Source organism: Mycobacterium sp. 94-17, from assembly GCF_035617725.1.
GTDB lineage: Bacteria > Actinomycetota > Actinomycetes > Mycobacteriales > Mycobacteriaceae > Mycobacterium.
The window spans coordinates 413,400-430,916 of the sequence record NZ_JAPIYN010000001.1; the positions used below are offsets into that span (position 1 = coordinate 413,400).

The following is a 17,517-nucleotide window of genomic DNA, read 5'->3' on the forward strand; positions in this document are numbered from 1 at the left end:
TTTCAGCCCACGAGAGTATTCGAGAGGTCAACGATGACAAGTACGCTGTATCCGCCGAAAGGCTTTGGCGCACCGAAGGATCGCCGTGGTCACGCCCTCGACAGCAACCTCGGCCTGCCCGCCGGGACGGAGGTGTTCTCGGCGGACAACCACATTTCACTGGCCTCCGACATCTTCTACGAACGCTTCCCCGAAGACCTCAAGGACAAGGCGCCGCGCATCTGGTACGAGGACGGCGCATACCAGGTCGGCCGCAGGGGGCAGTCGTTCCTGCCCGGCGACTTCAGCGCGGTCCTCATGCAGTACGACGACCTGCCCGGCGCCGCCAGCACCAACATCGAAGCCCGCATTCAGGAATTGCGCGAGGACGGCGTCGACAAAGAGCTCGCCTTCCCCAACGCGGTCCTGGCGCTGTTCCACTACCCGGACAAGGAACTTCGCGAGCTCACCTTCCGCATCTACAACGAGTACATCGCGGAGCTGCAGGAGAAGTCCAACGGGCATTTCTACGGCGCAGGCCTGATCAACTGGTGGGACCCGCAGGGCACCCGCAAGACTTTGGAAGAGTTGAAGGCGTTGGGGCTCAAGACATTTCTGCTGCCGCTGAACCCGGGTAAGGACGACGACGGAAACGTCATCGACTACGGCAGCACGGCCATGAAGCCGGTTTGGGACGAGATCGAAGCGGCCGGGCTTCCGGTCACCCACCACATCGGTGAGACCCCCCCGAAAACCCCGTGCCAGTTCAACAGCGTCGTGGTCGGCATGATGATCAACATCGACGGCTTCCGTGAACAGTTCGCAAAGTACCTCTTCTCCGGAATTCTCGACGATCACCCGGGGCTGCGGATCGGCTGGTTCGAAGGCGGGATCGCCTGGGTGCCTTGGGCGTTGCAGGACGCCGAACATTTGGTCGCCTCCTACCAGCACATGTTCAACCGGCCACTCGAGCACGACGTGCGCTACTACTGGGACACGCATATGAGCGCCTCATTCATGGTGGACCCGCTGGGCCTGGAGGTGATCGACCGGATCGGCGTCGACAAGGTGATGTGGTCCAGCGACTACCCGCACAACGAAAGCACCTACGGCTACTCCGAGAAGTCGCTGGCGGCCGTCGTCGACGCGGTAGGTAAGGAGAACGCGGTGAAGATCGTCAGCGACAACGTCACGAAGTTCCTGGGCCTGTAGTGACGACGCTCGCGCAACCGGGCACAGACACCGGCACCGGCCTGGTGATCCCCGAAACGGCCGACCTGGCTCGCCTGCGCCGCGAGACGGGCGCGCGGCTGCGCGTGGCGATGGCCCAGCGTGGCGTCGACGCGATGGTCCTGCTGGGCAACAACGCGGTGGTCTACGCCACCGGCGCCAACTGGCCACTCGGCGACGCCGGGCTGTCCTACGTCGAGCGGCCGGTGGCCGTGGTGCTCGCCGACGACGAGTGGCCGCACCTGTTCCTGCCCTTCCGCGAGGGCGCCGCGCAGGAGGCCGACCTGCCCGCTGACCACTTGCACGGGCCCGTCTATCTCGAATTCGACGAGGGGGTACAGCATTTCGCGCGCCGGCTGGCCGACCTCGTTCCGGCCACGGCGGTGGTGGCGATCGACGAGCTCACCGGCGCCATGTCGCGCGCCGCGAAGCTGCTGTTCCCGGGCGGTGCGCCGGCTGACGCCGTGGCCATCGTCAGCGCCGCCAAGTCGGTGAAGACGCCGGACGAATTGTCTTGTATGCGCACCGCGATCCGGATCACCGACGAGGCGATGGTCGAGGTCCAGAAGCGGCTGGCACCAGGAATCCGCCAAATCGATTTGTCAGCAAGCTTTTTGCGCCGCGTCTTCGAGCTGGGGGCCACGGCCAGCATGCTGGAGCCGATCTGGCAGGTGATGCCGCCGAGCAAGGCCGAGGGCGTGTGGACCACCCACGGCGACCTCGCGCTGCCGCTGCTGAGCACTGAACGCGAGTTGGCCGAGGGTGACGTGCTCTGGACCGACGTGAGCATCACCTTTCAGGGCTACTGCTCGGACTTCGGGCGGACCTGGATCGTCGGCCGCGATCCGTCACCGCGTCAGCAGGCACAGTTCGACAAGTGGTTCGAGATCATGAGCGCAGTGCTCGGTGTCGCCAGGGCCGGCGCGACGGCGGCAGACCTGGGCCGGATCGCGATCGAGGCGAACGGCGGCACCAAGCCGTGGCTGCCGCACTTCTACCTCGGTCACGGAATCGGCGTCAACGCCGCCGAAATACCCATGATCGGAACAGATCTCGGGCAAGAGTTCGACGAGAGTTTCGTCCTGGAATCCGGGATGGTGCTGGTGCTGGAGCCTGTGGTGTGGGAGGACGGCACCGGCGGCTACCGCAGCGAGGAGGTCCTGGTGATCACCGAGGAAGGCTGGATCCGCTTGACCGACTATCCCTACGACCCGTATGGCCCCCATGTCCGTTGACGTCTGTCCCGACGAGCGCACGCTGCGCGCCGGCCGCCGCCGGCGGGCCCTGGCCGAGATGGCGGCACACGACCTCGACGTCCTGGTCCTCGGCCGGCAGGCGAACGTCCGTTACGTCACCGGGGCTCCGCAGCTGTGGGTCGCGGGCACCCGGCCCTTCGGCCCGACGTGCGTGCTGGTGCGTGAGACCGGCGCCGTGCACCTGCTCAGCACATGGGACGAGGGCGTGCCGGAAGACATCCCCCACGAGAACCTCTACGGCATCTCGTGGAACCCGATGAATACCATGGCGGCGCTGCAGCGCATCGAGGGCGCGGCCACCGCACGCCGCGTCGGAACCGACGCTCTCTCCCCGGTTTTCGCGCAACTGCTGCCGACCGCGTTTCCCAACGCGCAGCTGTTCGACGGCGAGCTCGCGATGCGGGCGGCCCGCCGCATCAAGACGGATGAGGAGATCGCCGCCCTGCGGGAGTCCGTCGCGGTGACCGAGTCGGCGCTGGCCGCCGCGGTCTCCGAGTTGCGGCCGGGGGTCACCGAACAGGCGCTGGCCGGGGTTTTGCTGGAGGCTGCCGCCGCCGGCGGCGTGAGCACACCGTCGAATCAGGACGTCGCGTGGGTGACGTCGCGCAACCACCCGTGGCGGCGGGCCCACGGCGACGGTCGCATCCGTGACGACGATCTGGTGGCGTTCTCGGCCGGAGTGCTGGCGGGAGGCTATGTCGGCGAAGTGGGCCGGACGTGGCCCGCCGACAATCGGCATGCGCCCGTCGGCGCGGCCGCGCTGCACGGGCGCTGGGAACGGCTGTGGGACAAGCTGATCGCAGCCTGCCGGCCCGGCGCGGGAGCCGGGGAGCTGCTCGGCGCCTACCGGGCAGCGGGTGAGCCCGAGCCGCCGATGCCGGTGGCCCGCGGCCTGGGCATGGGCTTCGACCCTCCCGTCGTCTCCCGGGATCTGCCGGCCACCGCCGCCGACGACCGCCTGGAGCCCGGGATGGTGCTGGCCGTGACGGGCTATGTGTGGGAAGAGGGAATCGGCGCCGTCTTCGGGCGAGAAGCGGTGCTGATCGACGGCGGCGGCCCCGAAGTGCTTACCGCGAGCCCGTTCTGGCAGCCCTAGCCATGCCCGCGCCCGCACAGCCGGCGGCCGAAGAGATCATCCGGTACCACAAAGACGCCACGACGCGGATCGCCACGATCACATTCGACCGGCCCGACTATCTGAACGCGGCGACGATCGCCGCCCGCCCGCGTTACGCGGACCTGCTGCGCCGAGCCGGAATCGACGACGACGTCAAGGTTCTGGTGATCCGCGGCGCCGGCGACGATCTCGGTTCGGGCGCAGACCTGACCGAGGTCAAGCGCGTCCGAGACGCGGCAGAGCAGGGCCCGCGGCTCGCCGAATACCGGATCGACGCCGACGAGATCCGCTACCCCCCGCCGGCCGCTTTCCGCAACGGTGCCACCCTGGCCCAGTGGTACGCCAACCCGAACTCGGGCATCCGCGGCCTGCAGGACTTCAAGACGATCAGCATCTTGGACGCCAAAGCGAAGAGAAGGAAATAGTGGCGCAGCACCGCGTCGAACTCCCGCTGGACGGCTACACGGTGATCGATCTGTCCACCGGCATAGCGGGCGCCTATTGCACCAAGCTGCTCGCCGACGGCGGCGCCGATGTGGTGAAAGTTGAATCGCCAGAAGGTGATCCGCTGCGCGGTTGGTCGGCGTCGGGCGCCGCCGTACCTGCGGGCGGTGACGGTGCCCTGTTCAGCTTCCTGGCCGGATCGAAACACGGCGTCGTCACCGATCCCGCCGCCGGCGACGACACCGAGCTGCTGAACCGGCTGCTGGCCGCCGCGGACGCGGCGGTGTGGTCGCCCGGCTCGAAAATGGCTGAGCACCCGGACTTTACGCCACGTGCCATTCACCAACGGCACCCGCATCTCACCGTCACCTCGATCACAGCGTTCGGGCTGGGGGGCCCCTGGCGCGACCGCGCGGCGACGGAGTTCACGCTGCAGGCCTGGTCGGGAGGGATCATCGGCCTCGGCCGCGGCGAGCAGGAGCGCCCGCCCGTGTTCGTCGGCGGTCAGGTCGGTGAGTACCTGGCCGGTGCCTACGCCAGCGCGGCCACCCTGGTGTCGCGATGGCGCCGAATCGACGGCGGCGCGGGGGAATTGCTCGACCTATCCATGCTCGAGACGCAGATTCTGTGCCTGACGTACTACCCGGTTTCCTACTTCGAGGTGCTCGGGCGGCCGTGGCGAGACATGCGGCGGCCGACGATTCCGGGGGTGGCCCAGGCGAGGGACGGCCTGGTGGATGTCGGCTGCGGGACGGCGCAGCAATGGTTCGACCTGTGCGCGATGGTAGGCCACCCAGAGTGGATCGATGAGGAATCGCCGCTGTCGATCACCGAGCAGGCCAACATTCACGCCGAGGAGATCTTCTCCTGGCTGGCCGACACCACGGTCGACGAAATCCGGGAACTGGCCTCGGCGTTCCGGATTCCGAACGCGCCTGTCGCCAACGGCGCCAACGTCACGTCGTTCGACCAGTTCGTGGTGCGCGACTCGTTCGTCCGCAGCCCGCGCGGCGGCTTCTGGCAGCCCGGCCACCCGTATCGGCTGCGGCCCGCGCGGTTGCGCCCGCCGCAGCCGGCGCCGCGGCTCGGTGAGCACACCGAGCATTACCGCGCCGCGGACCTGCCGGCGCGACCGGCGCCGTACGGTCAGGCGAAAGCGTTGCCGCTCAGCGGTCTTCGAGTGTTGGACATGACGACCTTCTGGGCGGGACCGTGCTGCACCCATGCGCTGGCGTTGCTCGGCGCGGAGGTCATCCACGTCGAATCCACCCGCCGCCCGGACGGCACCCGGATGATCGCCGGCATAGCGATCAGCGAGGACCAGTGGTGGGAGAAGTCGCCGATCTTCGAGGCGCTCAACACCAACAAGAAGGGCCTGACGCTGGACCTGCGGCACCCGCGCGGCCGGGAATTGTTGCGCGAGTTCATCGCGACGTGCGACGTGGTCGTGGAGAATTTCACGCCGCGAGTGCTGGACCAGATCGGACTGGATTTCGCCGCCGTCCAATCGATTCGGCCTGACATGGTGATGGTGCGGATGCCCGGCTTCGGCCTCGAGGGTCCATGGCGTGACAACCCGGCGTTCGCCTACGCGATCGAATCCGCGTCCGGCGTGAGCTGGCTTACCGGATACCCGGATCGCACACCGTATGACCCGTATTCGGTGGGCGATCCCAACGCCGGGGTGCATGCGCTCAACGCGATACTGCTGGCGCTGGCACACCGGCGCCGCACCGGCGAAGGCGTGTTCGTCGAAGCGGCGATGGTCGACGCCGCGCTCAACATCTCCGCCGAGCAGGTGATCGAGCACTCGGCATACGGCGCGCTGCTGGAACGCGAAGGGAACAGGGGTCCGGCCGCCGCGCCGCAGAATCTCTACCTCAGCGCCGACGTCGACGAGTTCGGCCGGCTCGACAGCTGGGTCGCCATCGCCGTGGCCACCGACGACCAGTGGGACGGTCTGTGCCGGGCCCTCGGATCACCCTCCTGGGCAAGCGATCCCACGCTGTCGGCCGAGGCCGGCCGGCGCACGCATCAGGATCAGATCGACGCGCACCTCGCCGCCTGGTGCGAGCGCCGCAGCCGTGACGAAATCGTCGCCACCCTGTGGGACGCCGGCGTGCCGGTCGCGAAAGTCATGCAACCGCATCGCCAACCCGAGCTGGAGCAGTTGGCGTTCCGGGATTTCTTCGAAGTGGTCGACCATCCGGTCAACGGTCCGGCTAGGCTCAGCACCGTGCCGATGCGGATCTCAGCCGGGCCCCACAAGTTCCACACCGCGCATGCGCCGCTGCTGGGGCAGCACAACCACGAACTGCTGTCCGGGCTGGGGTTGTCTGATTCGGAGATCGCGGGCCTGGAAGCCGACGGCGTGATCGGCGGCGCACCGGCCATGGGCGCGAGGGGCTGAGCGACGATGGCGATCGATCCCTCCGACATTCTCCTTACCGGCCGGGTGGCCGTAGTGACGGGTGCGGGGGCGGGCATCGGCCGCGGTATCGCGGCCGGGATGGCGGCATTCGGTGCCCGGGTGGCGATCTGGGAGCGCGACCCGCAGACCTGCACACAGGCGGCCGAATCTATTGGCGCCCTCGGCATTGTCACAGACGTCCGAGACGGCGAGCAGGTCGACGCCGCGCTGCGGCAGACCACCGCCGAACTCGGCACGCCGGTGATTCTGGTCAACAATGCCGGCGGAACGTTCTCCTCGCCGTTGCTTGCGACCAGTGAAAACGGTTGGGACGCACTGTATCGGGCGAACCTGCGGCACGTGCTGCTGTGCACGCAGCGCATCGCGCGCCAGTTGGTTTCGGCGGACCAGGGCGGCAGCATCATCTCGGTGACATCGATCGAGGGAGTGCGCGCCGCGCCGGGCTACGCGGCCTACGCGGCGGCCAAGGCCGGCGTCATCAACTACACCAAAACCGCGGCACTGGAACTGGCGCCGCACCGGATCCGGGTCAACGCGATAGCGCCCGACATCACCCTCACCGAGGGGCTGGCAGCGCTCAACAGCGATGCGGCCGCGGACGCGGTGGCAGGCACCGTCCCGCTGGGACGCGCCGGACACGTCGACGAAATCGCCGGCACCGCAGTGTTTCTGGCCTCCGACATGTCGGCCTATCTCACCGGGCAGACGCTACACGTCGACGGCGGCACCCACGCCGCGAGCGGCTGGTATCACGACCCGCAGACCGGCGAGTACCGGCTGGGCCCACCCGGTTAGTGTTTCCACCCCTCGGCGGCCTGCTGGTCGAAGGTGTGGTCAATGCGCTCGAACCTGCGCCTGACCGAGGCCCGGGCCGCCTCGTGCGGCAGGATGTACAGGCGGTTGGCCAGGATCGCGTCGGCGGTGAGCCGCGCCACGCCGTCGACCGACACCCTGTCATCCTGTGTCGGCGGGAGTTGCCCGAGCCCACTGGTCATATCGGGCGCCGACGCGAGCCCCCGATCCGCGCCGCGTAATCGTTCCGAGTTTGCGACCAACCCCGTCTCGATGACCATCGGGCAGAGCACCGAAACCCCGATGCCGTTGGGCCGGACCTCACGCGCCAGCGTTTCGGCCAGCCCGACGACGCCATACTTGGCAACGCCGTAAGCGCCGAGGCCGGCGTTGGGCACCAGCCCGGCGAAGGACGCGGTGAAGGCGATATGGCCGCCCTTGCCCTGCTCGATCAACTTGGGCACGAAAGCCTCGACCGCGTGGATGGACCCCCACAAGTCGATATCGATCACCCAGCGCCAGTCGTCGTGCGTCATCGCCGCGAGCGGGCCCGCGACCACGATGCCGGCATTGCTGAATACGACATCCACTTGACCCAGCAGCCGGAAGGCCTCCTCCGCGAGGTGGACCATCTGATCGAGGTGCCGCACATCGCACGTCACCCCGTGTGCATCGAACCCCCCGGCCGTCAACTGCGCCACGGCCCGTTGCAGCGCGGACTCGTCGACGTCCGAGAGCACCACCCGGGCACCCCGGCGGGCGAATTCGGTGGCGGTGGCCAGGCCGATGCCGCTTGCACCGCCGCTGATTACTGCGCCGCGTCCCCGGAAATCGTCCATAGCTGCCGAGCGTATTACCCGTGCGGGCAGCGATGTGAGAGACATCATGTAGATAGGACACTAATTATTAGGGCACGATACAAGGCATGGCCGCTCCGACCCTGCGCGACGTCGACCCGCTGGCGCTCGAACACCAGGTGTGCTTCGCGCTGGCGAGGACCAACCGGGCCGTGCTGGCGGTGTACCGTCCCCTGCTGGAGCCGCTCGGCCTGACCCATCCGCAATACCTGGTCATGCTCGCGCTGTGGGATCACCGCAAGGCTCTCGGGGCGGACCGGTTCCCGTTGTCGGTCAAGCAGATCGCCGCCGCGTTGCAGCTGGATTCCGCCACGCTCTCGCCCATGCTCAAGCGCCTGGAGGCGCAGGGACTGATCACTCGCGCAAAGAACCGGGCCGACGAGCGCACCACCGACGTGATGCTCACCCAGCGCGGAATCGCCTTGCGGGAGCGGGCTGTGAAGGTCCCGCCCGCCGTCGTCGCGCGGCTGGGTGTCGAACCTGCCGAACTCGAGAACCTGCATCGGGTTCTCACCCGTACCAACGCCGCGGCCGTGGCGGCGGGCGCACTACAGTCGGAGACATCACTTTGAGGAGCCACCATGACCGACGCGAAACCTAATCTGTGGCAGCGGATCGGCTATTCCTATGGCCGGCGCCTGCCCGACTCGATGCGCAGCTGGGTGGCGCACGACCTGGCCGGGGAGGGAGCCATCCGACGGCACATGATCAGGTGGGCCATACCGCCCCTGCTGGTCCTGGCCCCGTTCTGGCTGCTACCCGCCTCGCTTTACGTGCACACGGAGATGACCGCGCCGCTCTACATCTGGGCGCTGCTGATAACCCTTGCGCTGAACAAGGTTTGGCGCCGCCACCGGCTGGCGGTCCACGGGCTGGACCCGAACCTGGTCGACGTGATCAACCGCCGCAAACAGGCGCGGATGCACGAGGACTACATCCGCCGCTACGGGCCGCGGCCCGAATCCGCGGAATGGCAGTCCAACAGCAGCCCCTTCTAGTAGCTACTTCAGGCAGCTGCCCGCATCGATGGGCAGCGTCACGCCGGTGATGTAGCGGGCTTCGTCGGAGGCGAAGAACAGCACCGCGTTGCTGATGTCGATCGGCTCGACCCAGGGGATGGGCAGCGTGTGGAAGAGCTGGCAGATCGGTGCCATGTCGTCGGGGCCCGGGTTTTCCAAGTCCGGGCGGAACATCTTGAAGGTGCCGTCGTTGTGCAGCATGGGCGTCTTGACGTGCGTCGGGTGCACGGAGTTGACGCGGATCATGTGCTGCCCCAGTTCAACTCCGAAGGCGCGCATCAGTCCAACGACACCGTGCTTGGCCGCGACGTAGTGGCCGGTGTGAGGGTAGGCCTTGAGCCCGCCGACCGAGCTGGTCAAGATGATCGACCCACCGCGGCCGCCGGCCAGCAGGTGCGGAACACCGGCTTTCACGGTTTTCCACACGCCGGCCAGGTTGATGTCGATCATCTCCGTCCAGTCTTCTTCGCTGGTCTTGTCCAAAGTCTCTCCGCCGTTGCCGATTCCGGCGTTGGCAACGATGATGTCGAGCCGGCCGAGCTGCTCGACGCCGCTGTCCACCGCCGCCTTGAGGGCGGCGAAGTCGCGCACGTCGACCTCGGCCGTGAAGATCCTGCGGTTGTGTCCCTTGACCAGGTCGGCGGTCTCGGCGAGGTCGCCGGGCGTCGACGCGGGGATCGCGGTGTCCAGCACACCCTCGCGGATGGGCTTGCAGATGTCGACGGCGATGATGTCGGCACCCTCCTGGGCCAGCCGCACCGCGTGGCTGCGCCCCTGGCCGCGCGCCGCTCCGGTGACGAGAGCGATTTTGCCCTCAACACGTCCGGTCATGGCTACCTCAACTCCTGACTTGATCTGATCGGCACGCCGCGCGGAGAACGAACGCGCGCGAAGGACCGCGGGGGTCTTGCCGCCCTAGAACTCTGTCATCGCGCCGTCACGGGTGTCAATCACGAATCCATTTCGGCTATTTGCGATTCTAGATATTAGAGAATCTCATTCTCAGCGGCAAACTGCGTGCGCTATGTGGTCAGCAGGAGACGACGGGGTTCGGGCCCGCTATGCGACGAATCCGCGCGCGCAGAAATCCCACACCTCGTCGGCGGTGATGGGATGGGTCGTGGCGTCGTCTGGGCCGCCGCTGGACTGCGCGATGAACATGACGGTCTGCATGGTCATGGCGGCCACCCGCTTGGCGTTGATGGTGTCGCGCAGCACGCCGGCGTCGCAGGCCGCCTCCATCAACTCCGTCAGCAACGCGAGCAGCGGCGCATGTGCGACTTTGACCTCGGCCGGATGGGTCACTAGCAATCGCGGGGCAAAGTCGGTGAAGAGCGGGCGCTTGGCCGTCGGGTCGGGGCGGGACGCCTCGTAGAGGAGTTGGACCGCCACATGCAGCCGCTCCAGCGGATCGCTCTGGCTCTCGGTGGCCGCGCGGATCTGGTCGGCGGAGCGGCTCAGGGCGTCCTCGAAGAGCGCCAGCAGCAACTCGTGTTTGCCGTCGAATTGCAGGTAGAAGCTGCGCAACGACTGGCGGGAGCGGTCGACGACTTCCTGGACGGTAAAGTCCGTGCTGCCCTTTTCGATGATGATGGCCTGGGCCGCGTCCAGGAAACGCTGAACGCGCTGCGCCGCACGCAGTTTCGCAGTCTTGATGGACCGCTCGACGGCTCGCTGCTTCCAGGCCGGCTCTTCGCTGGGATTGGTCACGGCCGGCTCAGGTGACTGCCGCGAGGGGAGAACATGATTGGACTCTACCGGAGAACGCCGTGACATCGCTGCGCTCGACCCCCTCACGGATCACGTGTCGGAGATTGTAACTTTCTTACCGCGAGAATACTATTCTCTCAGACGTGTGTAGGGAAGCCTAATCGTAAGAGTGACCCGCGTCGTCGGTGGAAACCCGGATCTACCGACGACGCGGTGCGCTCGGGACCATTTCGGGAAGTGCTGTGCAGCTGACGTTCGACGACGACGTGGAGGCGTTCCGAGCCGAATTCGTGGCTTTCCTCGACGCTCACCTGCCTCCCGAGGCGGAGGCGCTGGTGCGGCCGCGGTCCAGTTCCGACATCCCGGAGTGGGCCCGCCGATGGCAACGCCTGCTGTTCGACAGCGGATGGCTGCAGCCCGGCAACCCGCCCGAGTCCGGCGGCCGCAACGCCACGCTGTTGCAGCAATACGTCTACCAAGAAGAGCTGTCCCGACGGCGCATCTACCAGAGTTTCAACCCGCAGGGCGTGGGCATCATCGCGGCGTCGTTGCTGTCGTTCGGCACACCCGAACAGAAGCGGCGTTGGGCGGTGCCGATTTTGCGCGCGGAGATCACCGCGTCGCTGGGGATGAGTGAACCCGGCGCGGGCTCGGATCTCGCTTCGCTGAAGACACGTGCGGTGCGTACGTCCGATGCGGACGGTGAGCACTTCGTCGTCAACGGTCAGAAGGTGTGGACATCCGGAGCGCATCACGCCGACGTGTTGCTGACATTCGTGCGAACCGACCCGGACGCACCAAAACACAAGGGCATCAGCGCTTTACTGATTCCGACCGATACCCCGGGTGTGGTCCGTCGCCCGTTCGCCTCGGTGGGTGACATCGACGACGTCGACTTCAACGAGGTCTTCTTCACCGACGTGCGCGTGCCGGCCGAGAACCTGGTGGGGGACCTCAACGGGGGCTGGCGCGTGGCGACCGGTTCGCTTGGCCATGAACGCGCGATGCTGTGGCTGGATTACGCAGACATGTTGCACGCGTTGACCGTCGAGTCCAGGCCGGCGGGACCTGTGCAGCGGGATCACTACGCGACGCTGGTGATGGATTTCTACGCGATGCGGCTGCTGGGGTCGGAGACGCTGGCCAAGGCCGCACGCGGCGAGGTGGACGTCCCCGCTCAGTCGGTGCTCAAGCTGCTCGGCTCGGAGGCGGTGCAACGCGCCTGTGAGGACGCGCTCAACGCCAAGGACGGCGACGGGCTGGCGCTGCGCGCGGTCACCGCCGGGTTCGCGCCGCTGAATTTGGACAGCCACTACGGCAGTTGGTTCGACCGCTACGCCCGTACCTTCGCCGCGACCATCGCCGGCGGCACGTCGGAAATACAACGCAACATCGTCGCCGAACGCGTGCTCGGGCTGCCGCGCAATTGAGCGGCACGGGTACGGCGCCGTCCGCTAAAGCTGTGCAAGCCGCGGCGCAGACCCGTTCTGCAACACCGCTTTTCCGGCCTCCTGCGTCAGCTCTCGCGAGCTGCCCAGCAGTCCGTCGAGAATCAGTGATCGCTTGATGTGATGGTGCAGCGGATGCTCGGCGGTAAAGCCGATACCGCCGAGCACCTGCTGGCAGTGGCGCGCGGAGGTCAGCGCTGCCTGACCGGCCGCGGCCTTGGCCAGCAGGGCGGCCAGCCCTTGCGGATCGTCGCATTCGGCCGCGGCCTGCAGGGTGGCCTCGGCACCCTCGATCGCGACGAGTGTTTCGGCCAGCCGGTGCCGGATCGCCTGGAAAGAGCTGATGTGCCTGCCGAATTGCACGCGGTCCACGGCGTGCTGACGCGCCAGTGACAGCATGGCTCGGCTCGTGCCGACGAGCCACCACCCTAACGCCCGCCGGCCCGCGCGCAGCGCGGCGGGCGACAGCGAATCCCCTTGCGGCACGCGGTGTATCGGCAGCGGTTGGTCGATCGCCGAGCCGGGGCGGTCACGCCGCTCCCACAGCACCCAGGATCCGCCGGCGAACGGCAGCGCCAGCGTGCCCCCGGCCGCGTCGCCCGCCGCGCACAGCACCACGTCGTTGAGCACCGGGGCGTGCGCGCCGGTCTCACCGAGCAGCGTGAAGACCAGAGGTATCGCGATGTCCGGCATCTCGTCGAGCATGTCGCGCCAGCCAAGGTCGGTCAGCGCGACGTCGAGCTTGGCTCCCGAGGCGGCGCTCATCGTCGTCCGCACCGAATCTGCTAGCAGGCACAGCGATTCGGGGTCTGACACGGCGTCGGCCGAGGGTGCCACGGCTCACTCCTTCCCGAGATCGAGCAGCCGTCGCGCGATGATGTTGCGCTGGATCTCGGCGGTGCCGCCATAGATCGTCGCCGCGCGCGAGTACAGGTATTCCGGGCGCCACGGCGTGTCGTCGAGTTCGAGCGCCCCCGGCAACAGGTCGCGCACGGTGTCGTAGAGCCGCTGCTCGGCGGAGGCCAGCAGCACCTTGTCGATCGACGTGTCAGGTCCGAGGCGGGCACCGTCGCGCATCCGGTGCTGGGTGGCGCGCGACCGGCAGCGCAACGTATGGAGCGCCAGATAGGCTCCGCCGAGCGCGGATTCGTCGGGCTCGCCGGCTTCGGATGCCGTGGCGATCAGATCGTCGAAGCGCGAATACAAATAGGCGATCCGCTGCCAGAAGCACGCGGAACGCTCGTAGGGCAACAGGTCCATGGCCAGCCGCCAGCCATCCCCGGGGTTGCCCAGCATCCGGCCGGCCGGGATCACCACGTCGTCGTAGTACACCTCGCAGAATTCGTCGACGCCGTGCATCGTCCGTAGCGGACGGACGGTGATGCCCGGGGTGTCGAGATCGACGAAGAACGCGGTGATCCCATCGTGTCCGGGCGCGGTGCGGGTCAGCAGGACGCACCGGGTGGAGAACTGCGCGAAGCTGGTCCAGACCTTCTGTCCGTTGACGATCCAGTTGTCGCCGTTTTGGACCGCCCGGGTGGTCAGCGATGCCAGGTCACTGCCCGACCCAGGTTCGGAAAAGCCTTGACACCATTGCTCTTCCCCGCTGAGCAAGCGCGGCACCATTTCCTTGGCGAGCTCCGCCGACGCGTAGTCGATCATGGTGGGCGCGAGCACCTCGAGCATCGAATAGGGTCCGGGTTCGGCCAAGCGGCGGCCCACGACCTCTTCGCCGACGATCGCGCGCAGCACCGCGGGACCGCCCAACCCACCGACCTCGACCGGCCAGCCGAACCGCATCCAGTCGGCGTCGTAGAGCGCGCGGCTGACGCGGGCGAACTGCGCCATGTGCGCCCGCAGCGAGTGGTCGGGCCCGGGGGTCAGATCATTGTCGTCGAGCCAGGCGCGCAGGTCGGTTCGGAACTGCTTGACGTTCACCGCACTGTCGATCGGTCGGCTACTCAAGTCGTTGCCGGCGCCGCGGCGTCGCCGGCGGGGCGGCCCACCGCGTGCGGGCGTCCGGAGTCGTGCACACCGTTGCGGCGGATGAAGGTCATGGCGCGCGTCTGCAGTCTCCACCCGTCGGCGGTTCGCACATAGGTGTCGCGGTAGTAGCCGATCCTCATGTCGTGGGTGGCGTGATCGATGAAGCACAGCGGCTGGGTGCCGCTGGCCGTGTCCCCGTCGAGGTCGACCACCGCGGTTCCGGTGAGAAACAGGCCTTTCGGGGCCGCGGCCACCAACTCCGGGAATCGGCTCAGGCTGTAGGTTTCGCCGAAGGCGCTGTAGGTGCCGTCCTGTGCGAAGACGGCGACGAGGCCCTCGATGTCCTCCTGGGTGATCGTGACCGCGTAGCGACCCAGCAGTTGCTGGATCTCGACCAGGTCCTCAGTTCTGGTTGGCATAAACCTTGCCGCCTTTCATGACGAAGCTGACGTTGCGGATAACCGTGATGTCTTCCAACGGGTTTCCCGGCACCGCGATGATGTCGGCGAGCTGACCCTTCGCCAGGCGGCCCCGGTCGGTGACGTTGATCAACTCGGCCGCGGTCGTCGTGGCGGCCCGCAGCACCGCCAGCGGTGGCATGCCCCATTCGACCAGCGTCACGAGTTCGTCGGCGTTCTTGCCGTGCGGTATGGCGGGTGCGTCGGTGCCGACCGCGATCTTCACGCCGGCTTCGTAGGCGGCCTTGATCGACGTCTCCGCTTTGGGAAACATCTCGGCAGCCTTGTCCTGCAACGCCTTCGGGGCGCGGGACACATCCATCGCCTGGGCGAGCCTGCGGGTGGTCACCAAGAACCGGTCGTTGTCGACGAGCATCTTGATCGCCTCGTCATCCATCAGGAAGCCGTGTTCGATGCAGTCGATACCACAGGCCACCGCATGCTTGACCGCTTCTGCTCCGTGCGTGTGCGCCGCGACGCGCAGCCCCCTCCGGTGTGCCTCGTCGACGATCGCGCGCAGTTCCTCGTCCGAATAGTGTTGTGCGCCGGCCTCACCCGTTAAAGACATCACACCGCCGGACACGCACACCTTGATCAATTGGGCGCCGTGCTTGATCTGGTAGCGCACGGCCTTGCGGACCTCGTCGACGCCGTTGGCGATGCCCTCTTCGACGGTGAGCTCGAGTGCGCCCGGCATGAACGCCGCGAACATCGTCGGGTCCAGATGGCCGCCGGTGGGCGTGATCGCGTGGCCGGCCGGGACGATGCGGGGCCCGTCGATCCACCCCGCGTCGATGGCCTTGCCCAGGGCGACGTCGAGCAGGTAGCCCCCGGTCTTCACGAACAGGCCGAGGTTACGCACGGTGGTGAAGCCGGCGCGCAGCGTGCGTCGGGCGTTGCCGACCGCGCGCAGTACCCGCGTCGGGGGGTCGTCTTGCACCTGGGACAGTCCCGGCGTCTCGCCATGCCCGCCCATCAGGAGGTTGACCTCCATGTCCATCAGGCCGGGCAGCAGGATCTGATCGCCGAGATCGATCGCGGTGTCATCGGGACCCGTCGGGCCCGAGCGGCCGACGCCGACGATGCGATCGCCGTCGACCCGCAGGATTCCGGGCGAGACGATTTCGCCGGCGTCGACGTCCAACAGCCCGGCGGCCTTGAGCGTCAGCACCTGTCAGATCACCGGCTCTCGAATGACTTCCACCCACGCCGCACCGCTGTCGGGCACCCGCGGCTGCTTCCACGCCTCGATCGGGAACGACACCATCACCAGTGACTGCATGATGTGCATCAGACTTTTCGCGTCGTCCGGGAGGTCGTCCATCGGAAACCTGTCGCAGTAATCGATCACGTCGTTCAGCTTCGGGAACGCGACGTCGTAGAACGCCTGCATCTCGGCCATCGTCGAGGCCAGCCGCTTGGCATAGCGCTCGGGCTCGGTGGCCAGATCCCAATCCGAATAGGGCTCGAGGGCAGCGAATTCAGACGGTAAGTTTGCCATTGCCCTGGTACTCCTTCGCCCATTTGGCTACATAGTCGCCGGTGGTCTTGTGCAAGTGGCGGATCAAGACTTCCTGGTCGCACAGCAGGAACTCCTTGACGGCACGGGTGCCGATCATGGTCTGGGTGGCTTCCAGGGTATTGGCGTCCTGCAGCGCGTACTCCTTGAACGTCACCGCGGCCAGCTCCTGGGCAAGTCGCTCGCGGGCGTTCTTGGGTGGCACGAAGTGCAGCGTCGACTCGAAGATGTGCTTGTCGACCGCGGTTGGCCAGTAGTGGTAGGTCAGGAACCAGCCCGGCTCCCAGATCAGCAGCATGAAGTTGGGGTAGAACAGCCACGAGTCGATGCCCCACTGCGGCACCCGCTTCACGTTGACGCCCGGCGGCAGCTCCAGGTTCTGGATGATCTCCGGCTTGTCCCACGGACCGAACAGCCCGCTGCGCAACACCTGATCCAGCGGCTTGACCATGGACATGTCCGCAGGCGGCGCCTGACCACCCCAGGTCGACTGCAGGTTGTGCGGGCCGGCCAACTCGTAGTGCAGCGCCTCGTAGCCGTACTTCTGGATCTTGGCGGCTTCCTCCTTGGTGTACTGCCCCTGGTGCAGGATCGGCGCGTGGTAGAACTCGACGAACGCGTCGATGAACAGCTTCCAGTTGCTGCCCACTTCGGCCCGATAGGAGTAGGTCTCCGTCATCTCGCCGAACGGGTAGCCCTCGATGCTCTTGGCCAGCGGACCGAGGTAGTCGACCAGCGGCGCCGCGTTGTCGTCGAAGTTGATGAAGATGAAGCCTTCCCACACTTCGCAGCGCACTGCCGCCAGGCCGTAGTTGTCCTTGTCGACATTGAAGAACTCTTCTGGCTGCTGGATGAAGGTCAGGTCGCCGTCGAGGCTGTAGCGCCAGGCGTGGTATTTGCAGGTGAACTGCCGGCAGGTGCCGGAGGTCTCCTCGTTGGGAAAGTCATTCCACATCAACTTGTTTCCGCGGTGCCGGCAGACGTTGTGGTACGCCTTGACCGTCCCGTCTTTGGTCTTGGTGACGATCACCGACGTGCCCTTACCGGCCGACGGCAGTTCCCTGGTGAAGTAGCTGCCGGTCTTCGGGAGTCGCTCGACCCGGCCGACGTTGAGCCACGTCTTCTTGAAGACCGCGTCGCGCTCGGCTTCGAAAAACGCCGGATCAATGGAGTCGGTGTAATCAACGGGCGCTGTGCCCAGGTCGGGGTAGTTTTCTGTCCAGCTGCCGGCGGCCGGCTTCGGGAAGTGGGCCAACGTTCTAACTCCTCTT

17 protein-coding genes and 1 pseudogene are annotated in these 17,517 nt (G+C 67.0%); 9 read left to right on the top strand and 9 right to left on the bottom strand.

What is annotated here, in order from left to right:
- Positions 1–33: 33 nt before the first annotated feature.
- The 6 genes and pseudogenes from OQ789_RS02100 to OQ789_RS02125 all read left to right on the top strand — a co-directional run bounded on the left by OQ789_RS02100 (position 34) and on the right by OQ789_RS02125 (position 7,252).
- On the top strand, positions 34–1,191 hold the full coding sequence (locus OQ789_RS02100; RefSeq protein WP_324683111.1) for an amidohydrolase family protein: 1,158 nt from the start codon (positions 34–36) through the stop codon (positions 1,189–1,191).
- Positions 1,191–2,444 carry a Xaa-Pro peptidase family protein gene (locus OQ789_RS02105; RefSeq protein ID WP_324683112.1) on the top strand — a complete coding sequence of 418 codons (1,254 nt, stop codon included), beginning with the start codon at positions 1,191–1,193 and terminating at the stop codon, positions 2,442–2,444. The genes OQ789_RS02100 and OQ789_RS02105 overlap by 1 nt, the downstream gene beginning before the upstream one ends.
- Positions 2,434–3,561, top strand: coding sequence for a M24 family metallopeptidase (locus tag OQ789_RS02110; protein WP_324683113.1), 1,128 nt, complete (start codon positions 2,434–2,436; stop codon positions 3,559–3,561). The genes OQ789_RS02105 and OQ789_RS02110 overlap by 11 nt, the downstream gene beginning before the upstream one ends.
- A gap of 2 nt (positions 3,562–3,563) precedes the next feature.
- Positions 3,564–3,989, top strand: a pseudogene (locus tag OQ789_RS02115) (enoyl-CoA hydratase/isomerase family protein); the annotation flags it as partial.
- Between the two features lie 17 nt (positions 3,990–4,006).
- Positions 4,007–6,436 carry a CoA transferase gene (locus OQ789_RS02120; RefSeq protein WP_324683114.1) on the top strand — a complete coding sequence of 810 codons (2,430 nt, stop codon included), beginning with the start codon at positions 4,007–4,009 and terminating at the stop codon, positions 6,434–6,436.
- Between the two features lie 6 nt (positions 6,437–6,442).
- Positions 6,443–7,252, top strand: coding sequence for an SDR family NAD(P)-dependent oxidoreductase (locus tag OQ789_RS02125; protein WP_324683115.1), 810 nt, complete (start codon positions 6,443–6,445; stop codon positions 7,250–7,252).
- Here OQ789_RS02125 and OQ789_RS02130 read toward each other — a convergent pair.
- The gene (locus tag OQ789_RS02130) at positions 7,249–8,088 is read right to left on the bottom strand and encodes an SDR family NAD(P)-dependent oxidoreductase (protein WP_324683116.1); all 840 of its coding nucleotides are present in this window, start codon (positions 8,086–8,088) and stop codon (positions 7,249–7,251) included. The two genes, OQ789_RS02125 and OQ789_RS02130, sit on opposite strands and share 4 nt — an antisense overlap.
- 86 nt (positions 8,089–8,174) lie before the next feature.
- Between OQ789_RS02130 and OQ789_RS02135 the strand changes: the two genes are divergently transcribed.
- Positions 8,175–8,678, top strand: a complete 504-nt coding sequence (locus OQ789_RS02135; protein WP_324683117.1) for a MarR family transcriptional regulator — start codon at positions 8,175–8,177, stop codon at positions 8,676–8,678.
- 9 nt (positions 8,679–8,687) lie between these two features.
- Complete coding sequence (locus tag OQ789_RS02140) at positions 8,688–9,104, top strand: DUF5313 domain-containing protein (protein ID WP_324683118.1); 417 nt, start codon at positions 8,688–8,690, stop codon at positions 9,102–9,104.
- Positions 9,105–9,107: 3 nt separating this feature from the next.
- On the opposite strand, the gene OQ789_RS02145 is transcribed toward OQ789_RS02140, so the two are convergent.
- Complete coding sequence (locus tag OQ789_RS02145) at positions 9,108–9,956, bottom strand: mycofactocin-coupled SDR family oxidoreductase (protein WP_324683119.1); 849 nt, start codon at positions 9,954–9,956, stop codon at positions 9,108–9,110.
- Between the two features lie 228 nt (positions 9,957–10,184).
- Positions 10,185–10,835 (bottom strand): TetR/AcrR family transcriptional regulator, encoded by a 651-nt coding sequence (locus OQ789_RS02150; RefSeq protein WP_324683120.1) that lies wholly within the window; start codon positions 10,833–10,835, stop codon positions 10,185–10,187.
- A gap of 242 nt (positions 10,836–11,077) precedes the next feature.
- Between OQ789_RS02150 and OQ789_RS02155 the strand changes: the two genes are divergently transcribed.
- Complete coding sequence (locus tag OQ789_RS02155; protein WP_324683121.1) at positions 11,078–12,265, top strand: acyl-CoA dehydrogenase family protein; 1,188 nt, start codon at positions 11,078–11,080, stop codon at positions 12,263–12,265.
- Between the two features lie 24 nt (positions 12,266–12,289).
- Here OQ789_RS02155 and OQ789_RS02160 read toward each other — a convergent pair whose 3' ends face one another.
- Genes OQ789_RS02160 through OQ789_RS02185 form a run of 6 tightly spaced genes read right to left on the bottom strand, consistent with a single transcriptional unit; the run spans position 12,290 to position 17,501 of the window.
- The gene (locus OQ789_RS02160; protein ID WP_324683122.1) at positions 12,290–13,120 is read right to left on the bottom strand and encodes an acyl-CoA dehydrogenase family protein; all 831 of its coding nucleotides are present in this window, start codon (positions 13,118–13,120) and stop codon (positions 12,290–12,292) included.
- 3 nt (positions 13,121–13,123) lie between these two features.
- Complete coding sequence (locus OQ789_RS02165) at positions 13,124–14,221, bottom strand: acyl-CoA dehydrogenase family protein (protein WP_324683363.1); 1,098 nt, start codon at positions 14,219–14,221, stop codon at positions 13,124–13,126.
- Positions 14,222–14,244: 23 nt separating this feature from the next.
- A complete protein-coding gene (locus OQ789_RS02170) occupies positions 14,245–14,688 on the bottom strand; it encodes a nuclear transport factor 2 family protein (protein WP_324683123.1) in 444 nt (147 codons plus the stop codon).
- Complete coding sequence (locus tag OQ789_RS02175; protein WP_324683124.1) at positions 14,672–15,898, bottom strand: amidohydrolase family protein; 1,227 nt, start codon at positions 15,896–15,898, stop codon at positions 14,672–14,674. Before OQ789_RS02175 ends, OQ789_RS02170 begins: the two co-directional genes overlap by 17 nt.
- Before the next feature lie 3 nt (positions 15,899–15,901).
- On the bottom strand, positions 15,902–16,228 hold the full coding sequence (locus tag OQ789_RS02180; protein WP_324683126.1) for a hypothetical protein: 327 nt from the start codon (positions 16,226–16,228) through the stop codon (positions 15,902–15,904).
- Positions 16,209–17,501: an aromatic ring-hydroxylating dioxygenase subunit alpha gene (locus OQ789_RS02185; RefSeq protein WP_324683128.1), complete on the bottom strand. Its 1,293-nt coding sequence runs from the start codon at positions 17,499–17,501 to the stop codon at positions 16,209–16,211. The genes OQ789_RS02180 and OQ789_RS02185 overlap by 20 nt, the downstream gene beginning before the upstream one ends.
- Between the last annotated feature and the right edge of the window lie 16 nt (positions 17,502–17,517).